Origin of the sequence: Comamonas piscis (assembly GCF_014109725.1) — a bacterium.
Classification (GTDB): Bacteria; Pseudomonadota; Gammaproteobacteria; order Burkholderiales; family Burkholderiaceae_C; genus Comamonas; species Comamonas piscis.
In genome coordinates this window covers 3,614,900-3,639,385 of the sequence record NZ_CP058554.1, presented here as the reverse complement: position 1 = coordinate 3,639,385, position 24,486 = coordinate 3,614,900, and the positions used below count along the sequence as shown (strand labels likewise).

General features: G+C 61.1%; 22 protein-coding genes and 4 tRNA genes. 20 read left to right on the top strand and 6 right to left on the bottom strand.

The window, feature by feature from the left end; genetic code table 11:
* Window positions 1-115: 115 nt before the first annotated feature.
* From HS961_RS16495 to HS961_RS16480, 4 genes are all read right to left on the bottom strand, one after another.
* Window positions 116-200, bottom strand: a tRNA-Leu gene (locus HS961_RS16495).
* Window positions 201-370: 170 nt separating this feature from the next.
* A tRNA-Leu gene (locus tag HS961_RS16490) sits at window positions 371-455 on the bottom strand.
* Between the two features lie 236 nt (window positions 456-691).
* A tRNA-Leu gene (locus HS961_RS16485) sits at window positions 692-776 on the bottom strand.
* Between the two features lie 115 nt (window positions 777-891).
* A tRNA-Leu gene (locus HS961_RS16480) sits at window positions 892-976 on the bottom strand.
* Window positions 977-995: 19 nt separating this feature from the next.
* Here HS961_RS16480 and rnr point away from each other — a divergent pair.
* Together rnr and HS961_RS16470 are read left to right on the top strand one after the other, a co-directional pair.
* On the top strand, window positions 996-3,305 hold the full coding sequence (gene rnr / locus HS961_RS16475; protein WP_182323830.1) for a ribonuclease R: 2,310 nt from the start codon (window positions 996-998) through the stop codon (window positions 3,303-3,305).
* An 83-nt stretch (window positions 3,306-3,388) separates the two neighbouring features.
* A complete protein-coding gene (locus tag HS961_RS16470) occupies window positions 3,389-4,147 on the top strand; it encodes an SDR family oxidoreductase (protein ID WP_182323828.1) in 759 nt (252 codons plus the stop codon).
* Window positions 4,148-4,159: 12 nt separating this feature from the next.
* Here HS961_RS16470 and HS961_RS16465 read toward each other — a convergent pair whose 3' ends face one another.
* Both HS961_RS16465 and HS961_RS16460 read right to left on the bottom strand, forming a co-directional pair.
* On the bottom strand, window positions 4,160-5,737 hold the full coding sequence (locus tag HS961_RS16465; protein WP_182323826.1) for an NAD(P)H-hydrate dehydratase: 1,578 nt from the start codon (window positions 5,735-5,737) through the stop codon (window positions 4,160-4,162).
* 21 nt (window positions 5,738-5,758) lie between these two features.
* Window positions 5,759-7,015 carry an NAD(P)/FAD-dependent oxidoreductase gene (locus tag HS961_RS16460; protein WP_182323824.1) on the bottom strand — a complete coding sequence of 419 codons (1,257 nt, stop codon included), beginning with the start codon at window positions 7,013-7,015 and terminating at the stop codon, window positions 5,759-5,761.
* A 352-nt stretch (window positions 7,016-7,367) separates the two neighbouring features.
* Between HS961_RS16460 and rpsB the strand changes: the two genes are divergently transcribed.
* The 18 genes from rpsB to HS961_RS16370 all read left to right on the top strand — a co-directional run bounded on the left by rpsB (window position 7,368) and on the right by HS961_RS16370 (window position 24,455).
* A complete protein-coding gene (gene rpsB, locus HS961_RS16455) occupies window positions 7,368-8,120 on the top strand; it encodes a 30S ribosomal protein S2 (RefSeq protein WP_182323822.1) in 753 nt (250 codons plus the stop codon).
* A 113-nt stretch (window positions 8,121-8,233) separates the two neighbouring features.
* Window positions 8,234-9,124 carry a translation elongation factor Ts gene (gene tsf / locus HS961_RS16450; RefSeq protein WP_182323820.1) on the top strand — a complete coding sequence of 297 codons (891 nt, stop codon included), beginning with the start codon at window positions 8,234-8,236 and terminating at the stop codon, window positions 9,122-9,124.
* Between the two features lie 80 nt (window positions 9,125-9,204).
* On the top strand, window positions 9,205-9,924 hold the full coding sequence (gene pyrH, locus HS961_RS16445) for a UMP kinase (RefSeq protein ID WP_182323818.1): 720 nt from the start codon (window positions 9,205-9,207) through the stop codon (window positions 9,922-9,924).
* Between the two features lie 49 nt (window positions 9,925-9,973).
* Window positions 9,974-10,534 carry a ribosome recycling factor gene (gene frr / locus HS961_RS16440; protein ID WP_182323816.1) on the top strand — a complete coding sequence of 187 codons (561 nt, stop codon included), beginning with the start codon at window positions 9,974-9,976 and terminating at the stop codon, window positions 10,532-10,534.
* Window positions 10,535-10,563: 29 nt separating this feature from the next.
* Window positions 10,564-11,277, top strand: coding sequence for a polyprenyl diphosphate synthase (gene uppS, locus HS961_RS16435; RefSeq protein WP_182323814.1), 714 nt, complete (start codon window positions 10,564-10,566; stop codon window positions 11,275-11,277).
* A 61-nt stretch (window positions 11,278-11,338) separates the two neighbouring features.
* On the top strand, window positions 11,339-12,193 hold the full coding sequence (locus tag HS961_RS16430; RefSeq protein WP_182323812.1) for a phosphatidate cytidylyltransferase: 855 nt from the start codon (window positions 11,339-11,341) through the stop codon (window positions 12,191-12,193).
* Window positions 12,194-12,201: 8 nt separating this feature from the next.
* Window positions 12,202-13,380 (top strand): 1-deoxy-D-xylulose-5-phosphate reductoisomerase, encoded by a 1,179-nt coding sequence (ispC, locus tag HS961_RS16425; protein ID WP_182323810.1) that lies wholly within the window; start codon window positions 12,202-12,204, stop codon window positions 13,378-13,380.
* 55 nt (window positions 13,381-13,435) lie between these two features.
* The gene (gene rseP, locus HS961_RS16420) at window positions 13,436-14,797 is read left to right on the top strand and encodes an RIP metalloprotease RseP (RefSeq protein ID WP_182323808.1); all 1,362 of its coding nucleotides are present in this window, start codon (window positions 13,436-13,438) and stop codon (window positions 14,795-14,797) included.
* A 104-nt stretch (window positions 14,798-14,901) separates the two neighbouring features.
* Complete coding sequence (gene bamA, locus HS961_RS16415; RefSeq protein WP_412101661.1) at window positions 14,902-17,142, top strand: outer membrane protein assembly factor BamA; 2,241 nt, start codon at window positions 14,902-14,904, stop codon at window positions 17,140-17,142.
* Entirely contained in the window at window positions 17,142-17,663 is a 522-nt protein-coding gene (locus tag HS961_RS16410; protein WP_182323804.1) for an OmpH family outer membrane protein, read from the top strand. The genes bamA and HS961_RS16410 overlap by 1 nt, the downstream gene beginning before the upstream one ends.
* Before the next feature lie 13 nt (window positions 17,664-17,676).
* Window positions 17,677-18,663 carry a UDP-3-O-(3-hydroxymyristoyl)glucosamine N-acyltransferase gene (lpxD, locus tag HS961_RS16405; protein WP_182323802.1) on the top strand — a complete coding sequence of 329 codons (987 nt, stop codon included), beginning with the start codon at window positions 17,677-17,679 and terminating at the stop codon, window positions 18,661-18,663.
* 12 nt (window positions 18,664-18,675) lie between these two features.
* Window positions 18,676-19,116 carry a 3-hydroxyacyl-ACP dehydratase FabZ gene (gene fabZ / locus HS961_RS16400; RefSeq protein ID WP_182323800.1) on the top strand — a complete coding sequence of 147 codons (441 nt, stop codon included), beginning with the start codon at window positions 18,676-18,678 and terminating at the stop codon, window positions 19,114-19,116.
* 6 nt (window positions 19,117-19,122) lie between these two features.
* Window positions 19,123-19,923 carry an acyl-ACP--UDP-N-acetylglucosamine O-acyltransferase gene (gene lpxA, locus HS961_RS16395; protein ID WP_182323798.1) on the top strand — a complete coding sequence of 267 codons (801 nt, stop codon included), beginning with the start codon at window positions 19,123-19,125 and terminating at the stop codon, window positions 19,921-19,923.
* A gap of 13 nt (window positions 19,924-19,936) precedes the next feature.
* Complete coding sequence (gene lpxB, locus HS961_RS16390; protein WP_182323796.1) at window positions 19,937-21,100, top strand: lipid-A-disaccharide synthase; 1,164 nt, start codon at window positions 19,937-19,939, stop codon at window positions 21,098-21,100.
* Window positions 21,072-21,707 (top strand): ribonuclease HII, encoded by a 636-nt coding sequence (rnhB, locus tag HS961_RS16385; protein ID WP_182323794.1) that lies wholly within the window; start codon window positions 21,072-21,074, stop codon window positions 21,705-21,707. Before lpxB ends, rnhB begins: the two co-directional genes overlap by 29 nt.
* Window positions 21,708-21,765: 58 nt before the next feature.
* The gene (locus HS961_RS16380; protein ID WP_238347630.1) at window positions 21,766-22,551 is read left to right on the top strand and encodes a TrmH family RNA methyltransferase; all 786 of its coding nucleotides are present in this window, start codon (window positions 21,766-21,768) and stop codon (window positions 22,549-22,551) included.
* A gap of 298 nt (window positions 22,552-22,849) precedes the next feature.
* A complete protein-coding gene (carA, locus tag HS961_RS16375) occupies window positions 22,850-24,037 on the top strand; it encodes a glutamine-hydrolyzing carbamoyl-phosphate synthase small subunit (protein WP_182323790.1) in 1,188 nt (395 codons plus the stop codon).
* A gap of 58 nt (window positions 24,038-24,095) precedes the next feature.
* Window positions 24,096-24,455: a hypothetical protein gene (locus tag HS961_RS16370; protein WP_182323788.1), complete on the top strand. Its 360-nt coding sequence runs from the start codon at window positions 24,096-24,098 to the stop codon at window positions 24,453-24,455.
* Window positions 24,456-24,486: the final 31 nt, after the last annotated feature.

Sequence of the window (24,486 nt, the reverse complement as noted above, 5' to 3'; positions counted from 1 at the left end):
GCAGGGCGTTTTTTATTCCGTTTGCGAATGCGGTGCTGCGTGCTTGCGTCGGAGATTGAAGCGTTTGGAGCAGGCAACAAAAAAGCCATTGCACGTTGTGCAATGGCTTGGTGTTTGGTGCCCAGGAGAGGACTCGAACCTCCACGATGTTACTCGCTAGTACCTGAAACTAGTGCGTCTACCAATTCCGCCACCTGGGCTTTCAGGATGGATGAATTATAGGGCTGCGTTGGACGCTGTTTTGGGAAAAGTGCAATTATTTTCTCAAAAAAGATAGCGATGAACGTTGGACTGCTGGGCGATGCCGAGCTTTCGCTGGACAGCAAAGCGAAAAGGCTGCTGCACATGATGTGCAGCAGCCTTTGCTGTTTGGTGCCCAGAAGAGGACTCGAACCTCCACGATGTTACTCGCTAGTACCTGAAACTAGTGCGTCTACCAATTCCGCCATCTGGGCTTTCAGGGAAGCCGCAATTATAGGGGCGAATTTTGCAGTGCATCGGACAAATGCAGAAAATTTTGCAGATGGGGAAGTAGGGCGTAGTGCAGCCCTGCGGTGCGCGCTGGATGGGAGCGCAGAGCCTGGCGTCGCGCCATCAACACCGCGGGAGTGGTGTGATGTAGCGGGGTGACCGGGCTGTGCGATGCAGGCAAAGAAAAAGCCGCTGCACATGAAGTGCAACGGCTTATGTCTGGTGCCCAGGAGAGGACTCGAACCTCCACGATGTTACTCGCTAGTACCTGAAACTAGTGCGTCTACCAATTCCGCCACCTGGGCTGATGATGCAGGGCAGTGCCCTTTATCGACTTTCCTAAAAAACCACTGTAGAAACAGCCCCTAAAGACTGATTTTTCACCGTTTTCACAAAACAAGTGGTACTTGTCGTTAAACTTGGTGCCCAGGAGAGGACTCGAACCTCCACGGAGTTACCCGCTAGTACCTGAAACTAGTGCGTCTACCAATTCCGCCACCTGGGCATTTCAGGAAAGAATCAGATTGTATATCAAAAAAACGGCTTCCAAAACAGGAGCAGATAATTTGTCAGAAGAAATTGAAGGTGTAGTCCAAGGCCACCGTGAAGGCCACGGCTTTGTGATCCGGGATGACAACGAGAGCGACATCTACATCCCCGCCAATGAAATGCGCGCCGTGCTGCACCGTGATCGGGTACGCGCCCGCATCGCGCGCACCGACCGCCGCGGCCGCCCTGAAGGCCGCATTGTTGAAATCATCGAACGCTCTGCGCAACCCATCATTGGTCGCTTGCTGCAGGAAAGCGGCGTCTGGCTGGTAGCGCCTGAAGACAAGCGCTACGGCCAGGATGTACTGATCCCCAATGGCGCCATCGGCGCCGCCAAGACCGGCCAGGTCGTGGTGGTTGAGCTGACTGAGCCGCCGGCATTGTTTGGCCAGCCGGTGGGCCGCGTGATCGAGGTGCTCGGCGAGATCGACGACGCCGGCATGGAGATCGAGATTGCGGTGCGCAAATATGGCGTGCCCCATGAGTTCTCGCCAGAATGCCTGGCCCTGGCCAAGAAGCTGCCCGACAAAGTGCGGCTGGCAGACCGCAAGGCACGCATTGACCTGACCGATATTCCGCTGGTCACCATCGATGGTGAAGATGCGCGCGACTTTGACGATGCCGTCTACTGCGAGCCCACCAAGATTGGCCGGACCAAGGGCTGGCGCCTGTTGGTGGCGATTGCTGATGTGAGCCACTATGTGCAGAACGGCAATGCCATCGATGTCGATGCCTACGACCGTGCTACCAGCGTCTACTTTCCGCGCCGCGTCATCCCGATGCTGCCCGAGAAGCTCTCCAATGGCCTGTGCTCGTTGAACCCGAATGTGGAACGCCTGTGCATGGTCGCCGATATGCTGGTCTCCGCCGATGGCGAGGTACAGGCCTACCAGTTTTACCCGGCGGTGATGCACAGCCATGCGCGCTTTACCTATACCGAGGTAGCAGCCATCTTGGCCAATACCCGGGGGCAAGAGGCGATCAAGCGCAAGGAGCGCGTAGCCGACCTGCTCAACCTGCACGATGTCTACAAGGCCTTGCTGCTGGCGCGGGGCCGCCGTGGCGCGGTGGATTTTGAGACCACCGAGACCCAGATCATCTGTGACGAGAACGGCCGTATCGAGAAGATCGTGCCGCGCACCCGCACCGAGGCGCACCGCCTGATTGAAGAGGCCATGCTGGCGGCCAACGTCTGCGCGGCTGACTTTATCCAGCAAGGTGGCCAGCCGGGTCTGTTCCGCGTGCACGAGGGCCCCACGCCCGAGAAGCAAGACATTTTGCGCGGCTACCTGAAGGCCATGGGTGTGGGCATGTCGATCAGCGACGACCCCAAGCCTGCCGAATACCAGGCCATTGCACAGGCCACCAAGGACCGCCCCGACGCCCAGCAGATCCACACCATGCTGCTGCGCTCGATGCAGCAGGCGATCTACACGCCGATCAACAGCGGCCACTTTGGTTTGGGCTACGAGGCCTATACCCACTTCACCAGCCCGATCCGCCGTTACCCGGATTTGCTGGTACACCGCGTCATCAAGGCCATTTTGGCGGGCAAGCGCTACCAGTTGCCCTTGCTGCCCACGCCGGGCGAGGCTGAGGCCAAGCTGGCCAAGCGCCTGGCCAGCCGCGTGGCAGCACCCAAGCAAAAGCTGCAGGCCGAGCGGGTGCAGCGCGTCTCGCGCGAGGTGCAAGCCTGGGAAGCCGCTGGCCTGCACTGCAGCGCCAACGAGCGTCGCGCCGATGAGGCCAGCCGCGATGTCGAGGCCTGGCTCAAGTGCAAGTACATGCGCGAGCACCTGGGTGAGGAATACGGCGGGACCGTCTCTGCGGTCACCTCGTTTGGCTTGTTTGTGACCTTGGACCAGCTCTATGTCGAAGGCCTGATCCACATCACCGAGCTGGGTGGGGACTACTTCCGCTTTGACGAGATGCGCCAGGAACTGCGCGGCGAGCGCACCGGCATCCGCTACACCATCGGCACCCGCTTGCAGATCCAGGTCAGCCGCGTGGATCTGGATGCGCGCAAGATCGACTTCCGCCTGGTGCGCGAGGGTGAAGACGGCTCCAAAACCGCGGCATCGCCCGCACGTGCTGCCAAGGTGGCAACGTCTCCAGGCAGTCGCCAGCGTGACGGCCGCGATGAGGCCTATGATGCCCAGCGTGCCAGCCTCAAGCGAAGCAAGGCCAAGGGCGCGCCGCATGGCGCCAGCAAGCCGCGTGGCAACGACCGCAGCGCCGGTGCCAGCAAACAGCCGGGACAGAAGACACCGCGCAAACGCCGCTGAACCTGCATAGTGTGACTATGATCCAAGCCAGGCCATCACCGTGATGGCCTGGCTTTTTTTGTGGCAACTACCAAGGAGTACGGATGACCGAGAAGACGCGCAAGATTGCGGTGGTGACCGGTGCGGGCACCGGAATTGGCCGCGCAGCGGCGCTGGCCTTGATGAAAGATGGCTGGTCTGTGGTGCTGGCGGGCCGCCGCGAGCAGCCTTTGCAGGAAGTGGCTGGTCACGCAGCCGATGCCAACCAGGCTCTGGTGGTACCCACCGATGTGGCCGATCCGGTCGCAGTGAAGGCCTTGTTCGATACAGCGATCACGCAGTTTGGCCGGGTGGACATGCTGTTCAACAACGCCGGGCGCGGTGCACCAGCGGTGCCGATTGACGAGCTGCCGATCGAGACCTGGCAGGATGTGGTCAATGTCAACCTGAACGGCATGTTCTATTGCCTGCAGCAGGCGTTCCGCGTGATGCGCCAGCAGTCGCCCATGGGTGGCCGCATTATCAACAACGGCTCGATCTCGGCCCATGCGCCCCGGCCCATGTCGATTGCCTACACTGCCACCAAGCATGCGGTGATGGGCTTGACGAAGACGGCCGCGCTCGATGGCCGCAAGTACAACATCGCTGTGGGTCAGATAGATGTGGGCAATGCCGGCACCGAGCTGGCGATGCGCATGACCCAGGGCGTCATGCAGGCGCATGGCGAGATCGCCCCCGAGCCGCTGATGGATGTGGATGTCGTGGGCCAGTCGGTGCTCTACATGGCCAACTTGCCGCTGGAATGCAATGTGCTGTTCCATACGGTGATGGCGACCAAGATGCCTTTTGTGGGGCGCGGCTAAGCCCTCAGGCGCCTAGCCCGGGCGATGCAGGCTGTGCGCCAGGCGCGAAGCCGTCAGCATCCGGCCCAGCGGCCAGGTATCGGCCGCATGGCCATGCAGCCAAACGGCATTGAGCAGCGGCTGCCAGCCATCTGCCCAGCTGCTGCCCGGCGGTAGCGCCGCCAAGTGCGCCCCAATGCAGCCGGCCAGCACATCGCCGGTGCCCCCAATCGCCAGGCGCGCATTGCCGCTGTGGTTGATGGCGTAGCGCCCATTCGGTGCAGCCACCACCGTGCCGCTGCCTTTGAGCACTACCAGGCACTGCCACTGCTGCGCCGCTTGCCGGGCTGCGCCAATGCGGTCGCTTTGAATGGCTGGGGTGTCCGTGCCCAGCAACCTTGCCAGCTCCAGCGGGTGGGGAGTGAGCACGGTGATGCCCCTGTTGTCTGCGGTCGCTGCCCGTTGCACTAGCGCTTGCTGCAGCTGGGGTTGTGCGGCGATGGCATTGAGCGCATCGGCATCCAAGACCAGGCTGCCCGGGTGCTGCAAAGCCTGGGGAATCACCTGGACTACTTGGCTGCCGCCACCACAACCGCAGACAAGGCTGCCACGCAGTGCGCGCATGGCTTCCAGCGATCGCAGCATGATGTCGGCCACGACCCCCGTGGGCCGGGGCGATGCGGGGTGGCTGCCCAGCAGATGGAGCATGACCCTGCCTGCACCGGCATGCAGCGCTGCGCTGGCGGCCAAAATAGCGGCGCCTTCCATGCCCTGGCCGTCGCTGCTCGCGCTTTGGCCGCCGAGCACGCCGACATCGCCAAAAATGCCTTTGTGGCTGTCATGGGCTAGCGCAGGCGAGCGGGCGTGGGTGACGAGCTGGCCGCAATCTGAAACGGTAATGTCGGTTGCAGGAATCTGGTCACTGCGCCAGAGGGGGTTGCCCGCGCTCAGCGGTGCGAGCCATACCTCGCCAGCCCAGTCGCGCCCCTGCAGTGTAAAAAGGCCAGGCTTGAGGGTCAGCATGCTGAGGGTGAAGCGGCGACCCTTGGGGCTGGGTGGCACCTGCGCTGCCAGCCAGGGCAGCCAGGCGCCGGTATCGGCCAGCAAGCCCGAAGGGGTATCCATGCACAGCACATCTTTCTCGGTCTGCATCAGCTGCTGCAGCCAGTCGAGCATGGGGCCATCGGCTGGGCTGGAACGGTCAGCGCGCAAGCCAATGCCCCACAGGGCATCAATGGCCAGGTCGAAATGGCCGGGAGCCTGGTCGCCGATGCGCAAGCCTGCCGCTTGGGCGCGTTGCAGTGCCTGAGCGGCATCGCTGGGCAGCGGTTTGTCGCCGGTCTGCATTAGTGACAGATGTACGGTCTTGCCAGCAGCCTGCAAATGAATGGCGGCTTCCAGCCCGTCGCCGCCATTGTTGCCAGCGCCGCAGACCACCCAGATATGCCGCGCATGGGGTGCGATGGCCAGGGCCAGCCTGGCGGTAGCGGCGCCTGCGCGGGCCATCAAGCTGTAAGGCGGGAGCTGGCGGGCAAGGCGGGTTTCGCGCGCTCGTAGCTGTTGGCTGCTGAGCAGTGCAGGGTAGGGCAGGTCGGCGGCAGTGGGGTGCATGGCGCCATCCTAGCGCAAGGCTTAGCGCAGGCGTTGCAGCTCCAGAGCCTCGGGCTCTACGCTGCTGCTTTGGCCCATCAGGCGCTGGCGCACATGGTGGGCGCAGCCCATCGACAGTCCCCAGCCCATGCCGCCGTGGGCCGTGTTGAGCCAGATATGCGGAATGCCGGAGGCGCCCACCACCGGCAGGCCGTCCGCCATGGTTAGGCGGGCGCCGCGCCACATCTGCAAGATGGATTGGCTGGGCTGGATGCAGCCTGGGAACCATTCGAGCAGGACGCTGACCAGTGCGTGGCGGGCATCCTCGGTGCGCTCCGGGCTGTCAGGGTAGCCCAGCTCGGCGCCGCCGCTGATGCGCAGCCTCGATCCCTGGCGGGTCAGGATCATGTTGTTTTCCAGATCGATGACCGCGTGGCGCGGAGCCAGCGACTCCTCGCTGATCTGGATGCTGGCGCTGTAACTATAGATAGGCGCGCTGGGCAACTGCACATGGTGGGGGCGCAGCAGGCGGTTGGTATCTGCGCCCGCGCAGAGAACCACGGCATCAAAGTGCTGCTCACCACTGGGTAGCTGCAAGCTGGCACCGCTGGCGGTGCTGTTGATGCCGCTGACGGCATGCTGGGTGTGCACTTGCAAGCCATGCGTTTGCAGTGCCTGCAGCAGCCCTTGTGAGAAAAGGCGGCCGTTGCCGGACCAGGCCTCGGGCAAATGGATGGCGCCGGCCAGTTGTATATCGGTGGCCAGGCCGGGCTCGATGCTGCGGGTTTCTTCCTCGTTGCAGCGGCGGTAATCAATATGCGCGGCCGACAGGCGGCGAGTGAGCTCATACAAAGCCGCTGCACCGGGCTCCTTGCGCAGCGGCAGCAAGAGGCCCTGGCTGAACTGGGCGCTGATGTCCAGCATCTCCTGCACATGCTGCATGCGCTGCATGGCCAGAAGCTCCAGTGCCTGCAGGTCGGGCAGGAACTCGCGGTCGCGCTGTTTTTTGGCAAAGGCTTGCTGGCGCCGTGCCCAGCGGCGCGGTGCCGAGAGCATGCTGCCTTGCACCTGCAACTCCGAGAAGGCAGGGCGCGTCAGGCCCAGCTGTAGCGCCTGGTGGAAGGCCGTGGCGCCCCAGGGATTGATGGCACAAGGCCACATCAGGCCCGAAGGGGCAAAACTGGCTTCCTCGCCAGCAGCACGGTGCTGTTCAAAAACACTGACCTCGTTGCCGGCCTCCATCAGCTCGAAGGCGGTTGCTATTCCCGCAATGCCTGCTCCAACGATCGCAATTTTCATAACAACAAAGACAGGGGCCGTTCTTCACATGGGGGCTCGGGAGATGCAAGAATTTGCAGAAACCGTGAGTTCGAGTGACAGATTGTGCCCAGTTTTTGGCGGCTCCCGCAGTTGCCTGCGCCACTGTGGTTCAAAAAATGCAAGGCATCGTCAACAGACCCATTGCGCTGACTTTGCCCTGAGCCGTGTCGGACTATGTTAGAATCCTAGGGTTTTGCCGAGTGTAGCTTGCTGCGCTGGGTAAAAACAAAATCGCAAACCTGCCTACCTAAGGTGTTGCGGTGTGCCGTGCGATAGCACGGCTGCCGTGATAGTTGGGCAGAATTTTAGACCTAACCTTCGGAGAAGATATATGTCCGTTACGATGCGCGAGATGCTGGAAGCCGGCGTCCACTTTGGCCACCAAACCCGTTTCTGGAACCCCAAGATGGGCCAGTACATTTTTGGTAGCCGCAACAAGATTCACATCATCAACCTGGAAAAGAGCCTGCCTCTGTTCCAGGACGCACAAAAGTTCGTCAAGCAGCTGACCGCCAACCGCGGTACCGTGCTGATGGTCGGCACCAAGCGCCAAGCGCGCGAAACCCTGGCTGCCGAAGCACAACGTGCTGGCGTGCCTTACGTCGACCAACGCTGGTTGGGCGGCATGCTGACCAACTTCAAGACCGTCAAGACCTCGATCAAGCGTCTGAAGGATATGAAGGCTCAGCAAGAAACCGGTCTGGAATCCATGAGCAAGAAAGAGCAACTGATGTTTGCTCGCGAACTGCAAAAGCTGGAAAAGGACATCGGCGGCATTCAAGACATGAACGCTCTGCCTGATGCCATTTTCGTGATCGACGTGGGCTACCACAAGATTGCCATCGCTGAAGCCAAGAAGCTGGGCATTCCTCTGATCGGCGTGGTTGACACCAACCACAACCCAGAAGGTATCGACTACGTGATCCCAGGTAACGATGACTCGGCCAAGGCTGTGGAGCTGTATGCTCGCGGTATCGCTGACGCGATCCTGGAAGGCCGTGCCAACGCCGTGAACGAAGTGGTCAAGGCTGCTTCCGGCGAAGAAGGCGACGAGTTTGTGGAAGTGGAAGACACCGCTGCTTAATCCACAGGGCTGCCCATTGGGCCGCGAATGAAAAGCGGGGCTCCTGATTAGCCCCGTTTTTTTTAACCTACGTTTCCACAAACCCCCTAATTGAACTGAATACGGAGAGAAAAATGGCAATTACCGCAAGCATGGTGGCAGAACTGCGCGCTAAGACCGACGCGCCGATGATGGAATGCAAGAAGGCTCTGACCGAAGCGGATGGCGACATGGCCAAGGCTGAAGAGCTGCTGCGCGTCAAGCTGGGCACCAAGGCCGGCAAGGCCGCATCGCGTATTGCTGCTGAAGGCGTGATCACCGCTTTTGTTGAAGGCAACAACGGCGCCATGATCGAAGTCAACAGCGAAACCGACTTCGTCTCCAAGAACGACAGCTTCCTGGCTTTGGCCAATGCCGCTGCCAAGCTGGTGTCTGAAAAGAACCCTGCTGACGTGGCCGCTCTGGGCGCGCTGGCTTACGAGCAAGACGGCTTTGGCCCGACCCTGGAAGATGTGCGCAAGGGCCTGATCGGCAAGATCGGCGAGAACATGTCGTTCCGCCGCTTCAAGCGCTTTGAAGGCACCAGCCTGGCGCTGTACCTGCACGGTACCCGCATTGGCGTGGTGGTCGAGTTCGAAGGCGACGCGCAAGCTGCCAAGGATGTGGCCATGCACGTGGCTGCCATGAAGCCTGTGGCACTGACCAGCGCCGATGTGCCTGCTGAACTGATCGAAAAAGAGCGCACTGTTGCTGCTGCCAAGGCTGAAGAGTCGGGTAAGCCAGCCGACATCGCTGCCAAGATGGTTGAAGGCTCGGTGCAGAAGTTCCTCAAGGAAGTCTCGCTGTTCAATCAGGTCTTCGTGAAGGCCGCTGACGGCAAGCAAACCGTTGAGCAAATGCTCAAGGCCGCCAACACCACGATCAAGGGCTTCACGCTCTACGTGGTGGGTGAGGGCATTGAGAAGAAGGTGGATGACTTCGCTGCCGAGGTTGCCGCACAGGTTGCGGCCGCCAAGGGCCAGTAATCATCCTGACAAAGGGGCTACGGCCCCTTTGTTTCACCTATCGTTTTTCACCCATCCCCCCACACCCGGAGCTCATCACCATGTCCAACAGCCCAGCCCACAAGCGCATTCTTCTCAAACTCTCCGGTGAAGCTCTGATGGGCGATGATGCTTTTGGCATCAACCGCGCCACCATCGTGCGCATGGTTGAGGAGATCGCCGAGGTCACGCGCATGGGCGTCCAGGTGGCCGTGGTGATTGGTGGTGGCAACATCTTCCGTGGTGTGGCAGGCGGCTCGGTCGGTATGGACCGCGCAACGGCCGATTACATGGGTATGTTGGCTACGGTGATGAATGCATTGGCCCTGGCCGATGCGATGGACAAGCAAGGCCTGACGGCGCGCGTGATGTCGGCGATTGCGATTGAGCAGGTGGTCGAGCCCTATGTGCGCCCCAAGGCGCTGCAGTACCTCGAAGAGGGCAAGGTGGTGGTGTTTGCCGCAGGCACCGGCAACCCTTTCTTTACCACCGATACCGCAGCAGCACTGCGTGGTGCTGAAATTGGCGCAGAATTGGTGCTCAAGGCCACCAAGGTGGATGGCGTCTACACGGCGGATCCGATGAAGGATCCCACTGCCACGCTCTACTCCAAGCTGAGTTTTGATGAGGCGATGAACCGCAATCTGGGCATCATGGATGCCACCGCATTTGCGCTGTGCCGCGATCAGAAGCTGCCCATCCGTGTATTCTCCATCATCAAGAGCGGCGCGCTCAAGCGCGTTGTGATGGGTGAAGAAGAAGGCACGCTGGTCTACGCCTGATGGCAGCTGGCGTGCGCCATGGGCACAATAAGGTAGTTAGGAGTTGACAATGACAGTCGCAGAAATCAAGAAGAATCTCGAAGGCAAGATGGACCAATCGATTGCCGCCTTCAAAAACAACCTGACCAAGATCCGTACCGGCCGCGCCAACCCTGCGCTGCTGGATTCCATCCAGGTGGATTACTACGGCTCGATGGTGCCCCTGTCCCAGGTCGCCAACGTGGCGCTGGTCGACAGCCGCACCATCAGCGTGACGCCTTGGGAAAAGGGCCTGTCTGCGAAGGTGGAGAAGGCGATTCGCGAAAGCGATCTGGGTCTGAACCCCGCGTCCATGGGCGATCTGATTCGTGTGCCGATGCCGCCCATGAGCGAAGAGCGCCGCAAGGAAATGACCAAGCTGGTCAAGTCCGAAGGTGAGAACGCCAAGATCGCCATCCGCAATCTTCGCCGTGATGCCAATGAAGGTGTCAAGAAGCTGGTCAAAGACAAGGAAGCGTCGGAAGACGACCAAAAGCGTTCGGAAGCCGATGTGCAAAAGGTCACCGACAAGCACATCCTGCTGATCGACCAGCTGGTGGTCGAGAAAGAAAAAGACATCATGGCGGTTTGATCCGCCTCGATGGATCTGTGTTTTCTCGCATGACTGCAGCTGTAATACCCCAGCACATTGCCATCGTGATGGATGGCAATGGCCGCTGGGCCAAGCGCCGTTTTCTGCCGCGCCTGGCTGGCCACAAGCAAGGCGTTGATGCGCTGCGCCGCTGTGCCAAGGCCTGTGCCGAGCGTGGCGTGAAGGTGCTGACCGTGTTTGCGTTCTCTTCCGAGAACTGGAACCGGCCCACGGACGAGGTGGATGGCCTGATGAACCTGTTGGCTGGTGCGCTGGCCAAGGAAGTGCCTTCGCTGGCGCGTGATGGCATCCGCCTGTTTTTTGTGGGTGACCGCGCGTCTTTGTCGACCAAGGTGCAGGCAGGCCTGGCGCAAGCCGAGGCTGCCACGGCGCACAACGACCGCATGGTGCTGAATGTCTGCTTCAACTACGGTGGTCGCTGGGATATCGCCCAAGCCGCTGCCAAGCTGGTGGCAGCAGGTCAGCCCATCACCGAAGTTGCGCTGAACGGGGCGATGGCGCTGGCCCATGTGCCCGATCCCGACCTGCTGATTCGCACCGGGGGCGAGATGCGCATCAGCAATTTTCTGCTCTGGCAGTCGGCCTATTCGGAGCTGTATTTCAGCGACAAGTGGTGGCCCGATTTTGACGAGCAAGCCTTGGATGCCGCGATCGCCGAGTTCCAGCAGCGTGAGCGGCGCTTTGGCAAGACCTCGGAGCAGCTGGCTCCCTCTGCAGCCTAGGGCGCACATGACTGGTTCCTGCTACAGCGGGTACCAGTTTTCTTTTTTCCAGGAGCACCATTTGCTTAAGCAACGCATTCTCACGGCCATCGTTCTCCTGCTGATCCTCGTGCCCGCCATCGTGGCTAGCAATCCCGTGCCTTTTGCCGCCCTGATGCTGCTGGCTGTGGTGGCTGCGGCCTGGGAGTGGGCGCGCCTCAATGGCCTGCAGGCTGCGGCTAGCTATGGCCTGGCTGCGGTGGCCTTGCTGATGTGCGGCGCTGCCTGGGCCCTGGGCTGGACGCAGGCTGCGCTGCCGCAGCTGTGGTTGGTGGCAGGCGCTGCCTGGGTATTGATTGCTGCCTACCTGCTCAAAGCGGGCGTGCCGGGTTGGGCGCCCATTCCCCGCGCGCTGCGCCTGGTGGTTGGTGTGTTGGCGCTGTGGGTGGCCTGGTTGGCCATTGCCCAGGCCAAATGGATGGGCGTGAATTTTCTGCTGTCGGTGTTTGCCTTGGTGTGGATGGCCGACATCGGTGCCTACTTTGCGGGCCGCCGTTTTGGCCTGCGTTTTACCAAGAACAAGCTGGCTCCGGCGATCAGCCCTGGCAAAAGCTGGGAAGGCGTTTGGGGTGGCGCGCTGGGGGTTGTGCTGATGGCCTTGGTGTGGAGCTGGGCAGACCGCCATTTCGGTGCCCAGGTTCCCAGTCTCTACAGCCGTCTCTGGGATTTTTCGCCCTGGTTGTTGCTGGTCTCCTGCGTGTTTTTGGCAGGCATGAGCGTGGCTGGCGACCTGGTGGAGTCCTTGGTCAAGCGCAGCGCCGGCATGAAGGACAGCAGCCACTTGCTGCCTGGCCACGGTGGCGTGCTCGACCGCATCGATGCCATCTTGCCAGCCGTACCGCTGGCGCTGATGCTGCTGCAATTTTTGGATAAGTGACACTCGCGATGACCATGCAAGTTACCGTGCTCGGATCGACGGGCTCGATTGGAACCAATACGCTGGACGTGATGGCGCGCCATCCCGACCTCTACCAAGTGTTTGCGTTGAGCGCCCATTCGCGCGCCGACCTGATGCTGGCGCAGTGCCTGCAATTCAAGCCACGCTATGCGGTGATGACCAGTGCCACCGCCGCGCGCGCGCTGCGCGAGGGCCTGCAGCAAGAGGGTAGCCGGGTGGAGGTGCTGGAGGGCGAGGCCGCGCTGGAGATGGTGGCGTCGCACAGCGATGTGCATGCGGTGATGGCGGCCATTGTCGGCGCTGCCGGCCTGCGGCCGGCCGTGGCAGCGGCCAAGGCCGGCAAGCGTTTGATGCTGGCCAACAAAGAGGCCTTGGTCGTCGGTGGCCAGCTGTTCATGGATGCGGTTGCTGATGGCGGCGCGACCTTGCTGCCGATTGACAGCGAGCACTCGGCGATCTTCCAGTGCCTGCCAGAAGACCCGGCAGTCTGGCCGCAGCGCGTGGACCACATCATCCTGACGGCGTCAGGCGGGCCGTTTCGCACCCGCGACCCAGCCACCTTGCGCGATGTGACGCCGCAGCAAGCTGGCAACCACCCCAACTTTGCGATGGGCCGCAAGATCTCCATCGATTCGGCCACGATGATGAACAAGGCGCTCGAAGTGATCGAGGCGCGCTGGCTGTTCAACCTGCAGCCCGAGCAGATCCAGGTCGTTATCCATCCGCAGCAGATCGTGCATTCGATGGTGCAGTTCCGTGATGCCTCCGTCTTGGCCCAGCTGGGCACGCCCGATATGCGCGTGCCGATTGCCTGCGGTTTGGCCTGGCCAGAGCGCGTGGCCAGTGGCGCTGCGCCGCTCGATTTCGTCAAGCTCTCGGCCTTGACCTTTGAAGAAGCGGACGCAAAGCGCTTCCCGGGCCTGCACCTGTCATGGCAGGCGCTGCGCGCGCCCGAGGGCACTACGACCGTGCTCAATGCCGCCAACGAGGTAGCGGTGGCCGCTTTCCTCGATGGCCGCATGCGCTTTGACCAGATCTACCAGGTCAATGCACAGGCGCTGGAAGGCGTGCAGCCGCAGGCGCCGGGCAGCATTGATGCGCTGCTGGCGCTGGATGCCGAAGTGCGCGCCTACGCCGAAACCACCATCTCGGAGCTGGCGGTTTGAGAGGGCTATTGCCCGCCTCAGTAGAATCGCGTTTTTGATAGCAAGGGCTTGAGCAATGTTGACCGTTGTTGCATTCGTCGTTGCGCTGGCCATCTTGATCGCCGTGCACGAATATGGCCACTACCGCGTGGCGGTGGCCTGCGGTGTGAAAGTACTGCGTTTTTCGCTGGGCTTTGGCCGCCCGTTGCTGCGCTGGAAGAAGAAGGGCGCAGACACCGAATTTGTCATCAGCGCCATCCCGCTGGGTGGCTATGTGCGCATGCTCGATGAGCGCGAAGCACCGGTAGCTGCCGAGGAGCGCCATCTGGCATTCAATGTGCAGCCGCTGCGCGCGCGTGCTGCCATCGTGGCCGCTGGCCCGCTGGCCAACCTGCTGCTGGCCGTGCTGTTGTACGCCTGTGTGAACTGGGTGGGCGTGCGCGAGCCCGCCGCCATTGTGGGCACACCGCCCGCTGCCAGCTTGCTGGCGCAGTCGGGCATGCAAGGCGGTGAAGAGATTGTGTCCATGGGTTTCCCTGATGCGGAACCCGAAGCCGTACGCTCGCTCGACGACCTGCGCTGGTTTGTGGCGCAAGCCGCGCTCAGCGGCAAGGATGTGGCATTGAGTGCCCGCCCCGGCGCGGGCGCTGCAGAGCGCAGCTACCGCTTGGCGTTATCCAGCCTGGATGCGCGCGAGGCAGATGTCAAACTGCTCGAAAAGATCGGCCTGACCCACCCCTGGACCGATGCGGTGCTGGGCGACTTTGAAGCGGGCAGTGCTGCTGCGCAATCGGCGCTGCGCAAGGGTGACAAGGTGTTGTCCATCGATGGTGCACGCGTAGGCGATGGTGGTGAGCTGCGCCGCATGATCCGTGCCTCGGGCGAGCAGGCGGTGCCTGCCATGCAGGACTGGCTGGTGTCGCGCAACGGAGCGCAAGTGCATGTGCCCGTACAACTGACGCAAAGCGAAGATGGCGGTAACAAGATCGGACGCCTGGGTGCCTATATTGGCGCGCCGCCCGCGATGGTGGATGTGCGCTATGGTCCCTGGGAAGGACTCAGCCGTGGCGTGCAGAAGACCTGGGAGGTTTCTGCGCTCACAGTCAAGATGATGGCCAAGATGGTCATCGGCCAGGCCTCGCTGCAGAACATCAGCGGCCCATTGACGATTGCCGAGTACGCAGGCAAGTCGGCCGAGATCGGACTGACCCAGTACCTGGCCTTTCTGGCCCTCATCAGCGTGAGTCTAGGCGTGCTCAATCTGCTGCCGCTGCCGGTGCTCGATGGTGGTCACCTGATGTATTATCTTTGGGAGGCTGTTACCGGCAAGCCACCCACCCTGCAATGGATGGAGCGCTTGCAAAAAGGCGGTATAGCCGTTTTGCTGCTCATGATGTGCATTGCGTTCTTTAACGATTTGTCCCGGCTCTTGGGCTGAATTTCTTGCCCCTGCTGCATAATGAGCGGCTCTGGTTGCTATCACAAATGACATATTCCATCCCTTCTTCGCTTCTTCGCAAGACCACGGCTGCAGCGGCGTTGATGCTGCTTGCCAAGCTGTCGTGGGCTTTGGACCCATTTACCATTCAGGACATCCGTGTCGAAGGCCTCCAGCGCGTTGAGCCCGGCACGATCTTCGCGTCCATGCCCTTGCATGTGGGCGAGGACTACAACGACGAAAAGGGCTCTGCGGCGATCCGCGCCTTGTTCGCGCTCGGTTTGTTCAAGGACGTCCGCCTGGAAGCCAATGGCACCGTGCTGGTGGTGGTGGTCGAAGAGCGCCCCACCATTGCCAATGTCGACTTCCTGGGAACCAAGGAGTTCGACAAGGACGCCATGAAGAAGGCCATGCGTGATGTCGGCCTGACTGAAGGCCGTCCTTACGACAAGGCCCTGACCGACCGCGCCGAGCAAGAGCTCAAGCGCCAGTACATCAACAAGAGCCTGTATGCGGCCGAAGTGGTGACCACGGTCACGCCTATCGAGCGCAACCGGGTCAACCTGACCTTCACCGTCACCGAAGGTGATGCAGCGAAGATCAAGGAAATCCATATCTCCGGCAACAAGGACTTCAAGGAATCGACCTTGACGGACCTGTTCGACCAGGACACCGGTGGCTGGCTGAGCTGGTACACCAAGAGCGATCGCTACTCCAGCTCCAAGTTCAACGCCGACCTGGAGACGCTCAAGTCCTACTACCTCTCGCGTGGCTACCTGGAGTTCCGCATTGACTCGACCGAAGTGTCGATCTCGCCGGACAAAGAACGCATCTCCATCAATCTGCAGATCCATGAAGGCCCCAAGTATGTGGTTTCGGGCATCAAGCTCGAAGGCAACTACCTGGAGCGTGAAGACGAGTTCAAGTCGCTGATCTCGATCAAGCCCGGTGAGCCCTACAACGCCGACCGCGTGACCGAAACCACCAAGCGCTTCACCGACCACTTTGGCAGCTTCGGCTATGCGTTCTCACGCGTGGAAGCTGTGCCGGAGATCGACCGCGAAAACAACCGCGTTGACCTGGTGCTGAAGGCCGAGCCATCGCGCCGCGCCTATGTGCGCCGTGTGAACGTGGCGGGCAACAACCGCACCCGTGACGAAGTGGTGCGCCGCGAGATTCGCCAGTACGAAGCCTCCTGGTACGACTCGGACAAGATCAAGCTGTCCCGCGACCGCGTGGACCGCCTGGGCTTCTTCAACGACGTCTCGGTAGATACCCAGGAAGTGCCTGGCGCACCCGATCAGGTCGACGTGACGATGACCGTGCAGGAAAAGCCCACCGGCTCGCTGCAGCTGGGTGCTGGTTACTCCAGCGCCGAGAAAGTCTCGCTGACCTTCGGTATCAAGCAGGAAAACGTCTTTGGCTCGGGCAACTACCTGGGCATTGACGTGAACACCAGCAAGTACCACCGCACCTTGGTGGTGAGCACCACCGATCCGTATTTCACACCGGACGGTATCTCGCGAACTTATGACATGTACTACCGTACCGACCGTCCTTATGACGAGCAGGGCGGTAACTACCAGATCGTGACGACCGGTGCCAGCGTGCGCTTTGGCATTCCGTTCAGCGAACTGGATACCGTCTATGTCGGCGGCGGTTTGGAAAATACCCGCATCAAGCTCGGTACCAACATGCCTGCCGCTTATCTGGACTACGCCACGCGCTATGGTGATACCAGCCTGAACTTCCCGCTGACCCTGGGTTGGTCGCGCGACAGCCGGGACAGCGCCTTGGCGCCTAACTCCGGCCGTCTGCAGAAGCTCAGTTCCGAGTGGTCGCTGTTCGGCGATGCCCGTTACTTGAAGGGCAACTACCAGATCCAGCAGTACCTGCCACTGAACAAGCGCTACACCATTGCCCTCAATGGTGAAGCTGGCTGGGGCAAGGGCATGGGCGGCCGGGTCTTCCCCGTGTTCAAGAACTACTTCTCCGGTGGTCTGGGCTCGGTGCGCGGCTTCGAACAAAACACCCTGGGTCCCCGTGACGTGACCGGTGCCACTCTGGGTGGTGCCAAGAAGGTCACGTTGAACGCCGAGTTCATCGGCCCCATGCCCGGTACCGGTAACGACCGTACCTTCCGCTGGTTTGCCTTTGTGGACGCCGGCAATGTCTGGGGTGATGAGCAGGATTTGAAACTGAATGAAATGCGTGCGTCTGCAGGTATCGGGTTGAGCTGGATTTCCCCACTGGGACCGCTGCGTTTGGCTTATGCTCAGCCAGTTCGCAAATTCACAGGCGATAAAATCCAGAAATTGCAATTCCAAATCGGAACATCTTTCTAATGAAAACCGTATCTCGTTCTTTCCCACTGCTGGTATTGGCAGCAGCGCTGTCCTTTGGCGCTACGGCGCAGGCCCAAGAGTTCAAGGCAGGTTTTGTCAACACCGATCGCATCTTCCGCGAAGCCAACGCCGCCAAGGCTGCGCAGACCAAGCTGGAGGCCGAGTTCTCCAAGCGTGAAAAGGACCTGCTGGACCAGGGCAATGTCCTCAAGACCGCTGGCGAGAAGTTTGAGCGCGAAGCGCCTACGCTGTCCGAAAGCCAGCGCGTGACGCGCCAGCGCCAATTGGTGGACCAGGACCGTGAATTCCAGCGCAAGCGCCGCGAATTCCAGGAAGACCTCAGCGCCCGCAAGAGCGAAGAGCTGTCGCAAGTGCTGGAGCGCGCCAACAAGGTGGTCAAGCAAGTCGCCGAGCAGGAAAAGTACGATGTGGTGCTGCAAGAAGCGGTCTACATCAACCCCAAGTTCGACATCACTGAAAAAGTTCTGAAGGCCCTGAACGCTTCTGCCGCTGGCAAGTAAGACAGAGGTACGCGTGAGCCTGCAGCTAGCACAGATCATTGAGGTCCTGGGAGGGCAGCTTGAGCAAGGAGATCCAGCGATGGAGATCCAGGCAATCGCCTCGCTCGAAGATGCCGGCCCCCAGGATTTCAGTTTTCTGAGCAACCCCAAGCTGCAAGGCCAGATGCTGGCCTCACAGGCGGGCTGTATAGCAGTCAGTGCACAGATGCAGGAGAAAGCCCGCCAGCGCGGCGGCAGCTACCTCGTCGTCGATAACCCCTATCTCTACTTTGCGCGGCTGACGCAGCTGTGGCGCAAGCACCATGCGATTCGCCCGGTGACTGCTGGCATCCATCCCTCGGCGGTGGTGGAAGAGGGGGCCATCGTGCATGCTTCGGCATCCATCGGGCCGCTGTGCCATGTTGCCAGTGGCGCCGTCATCGGTGCCGATTCCGTGCTGACCTCGCGTGTGACGGTGGGTGCAGACTGCGTGCTGGGCCAGCGTGTGCTGGTGCAACCAGGCGCCGTCATCGGCGGCGATGGTTTTGGATTTGCCAACGAGCGCGGGCGCTGGATCAAGATTGAGCAACTCGGCGGTGTTCAGATTGGTGACGATGTCGAAATCGGGGCCAACACCTGCATCGACCGCGGAGCACTGCGGGATACCATCATTGCCAATGGCGTGAAGATCGATAACCAGGTCCAGATCGGCCATAACGTCGAGATTGGCGAGCATTCGGCGATGGCCGGCTGTGTCGGCATTGCGGGAAGCGCCAAAATTGGGCGCCAATGCACCGTCGGAGGCGCTGGAATGATTCTGGGTCACCTGGAAATCGCCGACAATGTACACATCTCGGCGGCCACCGTGGTCAGTCGTTCGATCAGACAGCCGGGCCAGTACACCGGCTTCTTCCCTATCGACGACAATGGCAGCTGGGAAAAGAACGCCGCTACCCTAAAACATCTCCATGCGTTGAGGGACCGAATCAAGGCCTTGGAGCAAACCCAGAAAAACGGCTAAGCCGAGTTCACAATGATGGATATTCAAGCAATTCTCAAGCAGCTGCCTCACCGCTACCCCTTCTTGCTGGTGGATCGCGTGCTGGAGCTTGAGAGCAACACCCGCATCAAGGCGATCAAGAACGTCACGTTCAACGAGCCGTTCTTCACTGGTCACTTCCCCGGGCGCCCCGTCATGCCTGGCGTGTTGATCCTGGAAGCACTGGCCCAGGCGGCCGGTCTGCTGGCCTTTGATGCCATGGGCCAGGTGCCCGATGAGAACAACATCTACTACTTCGTGGGTATCGACTCTGCCCGCTTCAAGCGCCCGGTGGTGCCGGGTGACCAGCTGGTGCTGGAGATCACCATCGACCGCGTGCGCGGCGGTATCTGGAAGTTCAATGCCGTCGCCAGCGTCGAAGGCGAAGTGGCTGCCGAAGCGCAGCTGATGTGCACCATGCGCCACGTGGAATAACGGTAGATGACGGCGGTCAGCCCCATCCACCCCACGGCGATCATTGACCCTGCGGCCCAGTTGCACCCTACGGTGTCAGTTGGGCCGTACGCAGTTATTGGCCCCCAGGTTTGCATTGGCGCCCACACCCGTGTGGGTTCGCACTGTGTGATCGAGGGCATCACCACGATCGGTGAGTCCAATGTGATCCATTCGCATGCCGCGCTGGGCGGCGTGCCGCAGGACAAGAAATATGCCGGTGAGCCGACCCGTCTGGAGATCGGTCACCGCAATACCATCCGCGAGTTCTGCACCTTCAATACCGGCACCGCCCAGGATGGTGGTGTCACCCGCATTGGCGATGACAACTGGATCATGGCCTATGTACACATTGCCCATGACTGCCAGCTTGGCAACCAGACCATCCTGGCCAACAACGCCACCTTGGCGGGCCATGTGCATGTGGCGGACTGGGCGATCATTGGCGGTCTGTCGGGTGTACACCAGTACACCAAGGTGGGCGCCCATGTGATGGCCGGTTTTGCCAGCCATATCAGCCAAGATGTACCCCCATTCTGCATGGTCGATGGCCATCCGCTGGCGGTGCGCGGCCTCAATCTGGAAGGTCTGCGCCGGCGCGGTTTCAGTGCCGAGCGCCTGGCCGTCATCAAGCAGGCCTACCGTGTGGTTTATCGCAGTGGCCTGACCTTGCAGGCGGCGGTGGACGCGCTCGACAATCTGCACAGCAGCTGCGAAGCCGAGGCCCAGGCCGATGTGCAGTTGATGCTCGACTTTCTGCGGCAGTCCACGCGCGGTATCGTGCGCTGAAGCGCCAAGCCTTATGGACAAGCATCAAGACCTTTTTTTGGCCATGGTGGCCGGAGAGACCTCGGGCGATCTGCTGGCCGGCTTGGTGCTGCAGGGGCTGGCGAATGATTTCCCAGGTCTGCGCTCAGCCGGTATTGGCGGGCCGCGCATGGCCCAAGCCGGGTTTGATGCCTGGTGGCCGAGCGAGCGCCTGGCGGTGCATGGCTATAGCGCTGAGTTGGTGCGCCGGATCTGGGGGATCTTGCGCATTCGCAAGCAGCTGGTACAGCGTTTGACGGCGCAGCCGCCCAAACTCTTCGTCGGTGTGGATGCCCCGGATTTCAATCTCGGTGTCGAGGAGCGCTTGCGTGCCCAGGGCATCAAGACCGTGCATTTTGTCTGCCCTTCGATCTGGGCCTGGCGCCCTGAGCGGGTCGAGAAGATCCGCCGCTCGGCCGACCATGTGCTCTGCATCTTCCCTTTCGAGCCGTCCTTGCTGGCCCAGCATGGCATTGCGGCGACCTATGTCGGCCATCCGTTGGCCAATGTGATTCCGCTGCAGCCCAATCGTGCAGCGGCTCGCCAGCAGCTCGGCTTGCCGTTGGATGGCGAAGTGCTGGCCGTGCTGCCGGGCAGCCGCGCCTCTGAAGTCAGCTACATCGCCAAGCCATTCTTTCTGGCCGCTGCGCGCCTTTTGCAGGCGCGACCTTCGCTTACAATCATCGTCCCTGCCGTTCCGGCTTTGCGCGCACGTATTGATGCGCTGGCTGCTGAATGCGGGATATTGGATCGTATCCGTGTGCTGGATGGCCAGTCGCACTTGGCGCTTGAGGCCTGTGATTGCACCTTGATTGCCAGCGGTACCGCCACTTTGGAAGCGGCGCTGTACAAGCGGCCAATGGTGATCAGCTACCACATGCATGCCATCAGCTGGCGCTTGATGCTCAGAAAGCAATTGCAGCCCTGGGTGGGTTTGCCCAATATCCTGTGCCAAGACTTTGTCGTGCCCGAGCTGCTGCAAGCGGCCGCCACGCCCGAGGCCTTGGCCGAGGCCGTGACGCAATGGTTGGACGCGCCGCGCCTTGATCCAGCACGCCTGGCCCAGTTGGAGCAGCGTTTTCACGACCTGCACCTGGAACTGCGCAGGGACACCCCAAAGCTTGCTGCCGATGCCATCCAAAAAATTCTCTCTGTCTGACCAGGGCAGCCTGCCCTGGCATCCGCCGGGCTTGGTTGCGGGTGTGGATGAGGCAGGGCGGGGTCCCTTGGCGGGCCCGGTGGTGGCTGCTGCGGTGATTCTGGATGAGCGCTCGCCCATTGCCGGGCTGGCGGATTCCAAAAAGCTCACGGCGCGCACGCGTGAGCGCCTCTATGACGAGATCTGGGGCAAGGCGCTGTGCTGCTCGATCGCGTTGGCCACCGTGGAAGAGGTGGATGGCCTCAATATTTTGCAGGCCACCATGCTAGCCATGCAGCGCGCGGTGAATGGCCTGCGCCTCAAACCCGTGCGTGTGCTGGTCGATGGCAACCGCATTCCGCGCCTGGAAGTGCCCGCCGAGGCGATCGTCAAAGGCGATGCGTTGGTGCAGTCCATCTCGGCCGCATCCATTTTGGCCAAGGTTCACCGCGACCGCTGGTGCCAGGACATGGACCGGCTGTACCCGCAGTATGGTTTTGCCGCGCACAAAGGCTATGGCACGGCAGTGCATCTGGCCGCGCTGCAGAGTTTTGGTGCTTGCCCGGAGCATCGCCGTTCCTTCTCCCCAGTAGCCCAGGTGATGGGTTTGCGGAAGCTGGACGCCTGAGTCGGCTCTCCCGCTATTGATGCGCTTGCAGCCCAAAGGCTGCCCAAAGGAATATTCTGTGTCCCAAGACCACCAAGCCGTTTTTATCCAGTCGCGTGACAACGCCTTGGTCAAGGATCTGCGCCGCCTGATGGAAGACGGCGCCGCCTACCGCAAGCAAGGGCGCTACTGGATCGAGGGTGACCACCTCTGTCGCGCGGCGCTGGCGCGCGGGGTCAAGCCGGCCATTGGCGTGTTTTCCGAGCAGTTCTGGCAGTCGCCAGGCAACGTCTATGCGCGCGAGGCGGGCAAGAACATCGTCATCGACACTGCCTTGTTCGCCAGCCTCAGCCCCTTGCCATCGCCCGCGCCTTTTGGCTTTTTGATGGATCTGCCGGTGCAGCAAGCTGTCATACAGTCCGGTTTGGCCGCTGTGGTGCTGGATCGCGTGCAGGATGCTGGCAATGTCGGCTCCATTCTGCGCAGTGCCTCGGCCTTTGGTTTTGGCCAGGTGATTGCACTCAAAGGCTCGGCGGCGCTGTGGAGTGGCAAGGTGCTGCGCGCTGGCATGGGGGCGCATTTTGCGCTGCACCTGGTCGAGAATGCCTCGGTCGATGAGGTACTGGCACTGCAGCAGCCGCTGTTGGTGACCAGCTCGCACCAAGGCGATTGGCTGCACCGCGCTCAGCTGCCCTGGCCCTGCACCTGGGTCATGGGCCATGAGGGCCAGGGCGTGTCTGAGGCGCTGCAAATGGCAGCCAACCAGCATATCCGCATCACCCAGCCGGGTGGCGAGGAGTCGCTGAATGTGGGCGCCGCTGCTGCCATCTGCCTGCATGCCAGTGCCGCTGCGCGCGCTGTTTGAGGTCCCACAGGGAGCTGAAAATTCAGGGGGTAACGAGTATGCGCTTTGTGTATTTTTACTGTTGTTTGTACGCTCTGCGTTTTGCATCCTCTGCGCAGAGTGTGTAATTTTTGCGGCTTTGCCCCTGAAATCATCCCCTGCGCCCACTCAGAATGCAGCTTGCACGCTACAATGGGTGGCTTTCAAGTAATCACGTCGCCCGGCTGCACTCAAAGCAATCTCTCATAAGCACAGTCTTCGTGGTGGTCCCCAGGTCCACCAAAGGCTCCGGGCGACCCGTAACCATCCGGAGAACCCAGTGTTTTTGTCTCAACAGAGCGCGTTTCCTCCCGCCATTCTGGCGCTCGCAGACGGCACGGTCTTTATTGGCAACTCAATCGGTGCGCAAGGCACCACGACTGGCGAAGTGGTGTTCAACACCGCGATGACCGGTTACCAGGAAATCCTCACCGACCCCAGCTACTGCCAGCAGATCGTGACACTCACGTATCCGCACATCGGCAACTACGGGATCAATGCGGAAGATATTGAGTCCGACAAAGTCTTTGCTGCTGGCCTGATCATCAAGAACCTGCCCTTGCTGGCCAGCAATTTCCGAAGCACGGAAACCCTGTCGGAATACCTGGTTCGCAGCAACACGGTCTCCATTGCCAACATCGATACCCGCAAGCTGACCCGCCATCTGCGCGACAAGGGTGCGCAAAATGGCGCCATCGTGGGTCTGGCCGCTGGCGAACAAGTCTCGCAAGCCCGCATCGACGAGGCCCTGGCCGCTGCTAAGGCTGCGCCCAGCATGAAGGGCCTGGATCTGGCCAAGGTGGTCAGTGTCACCCAATCCTACGAATGGGTGCAGACCGAGTGGCAGCTGTTCCGTGCTGACGGCACGCCAGGCTACGGCAAGTTGCAGGACCACAGCTTCCACGTGGTGGCCTTTGACTACGGCGTCAAGAAAAACATCCTGCGCATGCTGGCCCAGCGCGGTTGCCGCGTGACGGTGGTGCCAGCGCAGACCTCGGCTGCCGACGTGCTCAAGTACCAGCCCGATGGCGTGTTCCTGTCCAACGGCCCTGGCGATCCAGAGCCTTGCGACTACGCCATTGATGCTGCGCGCACGATCATGGACAGCGGCGTGCCCACCTTTGGCATTTGCCTGGGTCACCAGATCATGGCGCTGGCCAGCGGTGCCAAGACCTTCAAGATGCAAAACAGCCACCACGGTGCCAACCACCCTGTGAAGGATCTGGACTCCGGCCGTGTCTGCATCACCAGCCAGAACCACGGTTTCGCGGTGGATCTGGACACCCTGCCAGCCCACACCCGTGCCACGCATGTGAGCCTGTTCGATGGCACCCTGCAGGGCATGGAGCGCACCGACCGCCCCGCCTTCTGCTTCCAGGGCCACCCTGAGGCATCGCCCGGACCGCATGATGTGTCGTACCTGTTCGACCGTTTTGTGGACCTGATGCGCAAGCACAAGAAGGCCTGATGGCCCGCCTGCGCTGCTGCCAGTCACCGTCCACCCAGAAGCCAAGGAATTTGCTGCCGTGAAACTGTTCTCCTTTCCCATCGCCACCCTCGAGAAAGCGATCAGCAAGCGCATCATGACCTTGTCGCCTGAGCACAAGGAGTGGTTCATGGCGCGCTGGCAGCAAAAGCCCTATAAAAAATCCTTCCTCGACAACAAGGCCTTGCCGCTGGTCACCATCGTGTCCAAGTGCAAGACCATGACAGACGAGGATTTCGACCAGGTGATGGCCGAGTGGGACGCCAAGTTCTACGAAGCCGAGGCGCAGGTGCTGCGCCCCATGGTGCAAGGGGATGGCCTGCTGCAGCTGATGCAGAAAAGCCTGCCCGAGGCCCGTGTCCTGGCCATTTTGAACAAATTAGATAACGACCGCGTATAACCCCAGCGCTGGGCGTCTGCCTACCAGGGCA